Genomic DNA, 1,593 nt, shown 5'->3' on the forward strand with positions numbered 1-1,593 from the left:
TATCCTGATATTGGCGATATTGCACCAGAGCCAGGTTCCGGCAAAGCATCTAAGCCAGCGGTTATAAATTCGCCTGCCCTCGGCTTCGTTTGATGATTTTGAGCCCGCTTTTATCTCCCGCGTCCCACCATAAGCCAGTGATGGTGGGACGCGGGAGAGATGCTATTTTTACATCAGCTATCAGTAATACCCCGGTTTTCCCTCTTTAGTAACTCTCAAGAAAATACCGCTTAGCGAATGCTACAACGGAAGTGCCTAAATACTACGCCTTAGTCAGATAAGCAATTTCACTGACGCTGGCCGGGCATCAACCTAAGGAGCTTTCGATGGCACAACAAGATTGGCATCCGGCAGATATCATCGCTGGTTTAAAAAAGAAGGGCACAACACTGGCAGCAGTTTCCCGACAGGCCGGGCTGGCATCATCTACTTTGGGAAATACGCTATTGCGCCATTGGCCTAAGGGAGAACGATTAATTGCAGAAGCCTTGCATACACGTCCTGAAGCGATCTGGCCTTCACGCTATCTCAACAGGCAACGTAGGAAAGATGGCGATAGTGCAGTAGATTAAAGGACAGCCATTCAAGCCGGGAGGTATACCTTCCGGCGCATGGTCGCAACGCGGCCACCTTCTTCTGCCCCATGCCTCGCTCCACCAACTCACCCAATACCGTGGGGCGAGTTAGTGGGGCAATGTGTTTGGGCGAGCGACAGAGAGCTCGATGGTGACAAATTAAAAGAGACCCCTCTTCATTGAGTTCGATAATTCATGGTCTATTTTTCGAGATCACTCCATCAGTATGGAGGAGTGCATTAATGAAAATACAACCGATAGCAATATCTCCAGAGAACGTATTCTGTCACCGATAGACTTCTATGCTCCCTAGCGGATTTCTATGCCATAGAAATCCGCTAGGGAGCTAACAAGCGCAGCGCCTTAGTGGCTTGATTGAGGATTTTGGCACAGTGCATCGCCAGCGTAATACGCCTGCCAAGAGCACTGTTCGATAAACCTAGCCTAAAAAGCACGATGAATTGATGACGATCGCAAACTGTGCTTGCTGGATTAAAAGGGCCATATTCACCGCATTCCCTGCGATATGCTTGGACACGGGAGATATATAGTACAGGTTTATGGTTGAGGAGCCTTGCTGTAGAAGATTACATGTAGCGAAAATCTCTAAAAGTGCATGGTTCGGTTTACCGGGATACTTACACCATCAGATGCATCCCTTCACCATCGGTAAGTTTATAAGCCTTGTCTTCTGGTTTGGCACTTCTGACTTTTACATCGGTGAGTGGCATAGCAGATCTCCATATTGAGGTGTCGGCATACGCTGGCTGTTGGTATAAGAATTCATTGAACGGGCTTGTACCATCACTTATACCAATAAATCCTACTTGATGTACGTAGATGTCGGTAGAGTCTGGTTGACTGAAAACAGCGAGTTTATAGCTAATTCACTGAATTTTAGGAATAAAAAAAGACGTCGCTTGACGTCTGTTTACTTCGAAATGGTACGCCCTACAGGGCTCGAACCTGTGACCTACGGCTTAGAAGGCCGTTGCTCTATCCAACTGAGCTAAGGGCG

General features: G+C 47.6%; 1 protein-coding gene. It reads left to right on the forward strand.

Annotated elements, in window-relative coordinates; all coding sequences use genetic code 11:
* Positions 1-326: 326 nt before the first annotated feature.
* Complete coding sequence (locus J5224_RS27175) at positions 327-572, forward strand: helix-turn-helix domain-containing protein (RefSeq protein ID WP_264628260.1); 246 nt, start codon at positions 327-329, stop codon at positions 570-572.
* The last annotated feature ends 1,021 nt before the right edge of the window (positions 573-1,593 follow it).

This window comes from Candidatus Symbiopectobacterium sp. NZEC135, from assembly GCF_025962695.1.

Excerpts from the sequence above, each read along its gene's own strand:
- J5224_RS27175 (WP_264628260.1), top strand. The coding sequence starts at position 327 with ATGGCACAACAAGATTGGCATCCGGCAGATATCATCGCTGGTTTAAAA.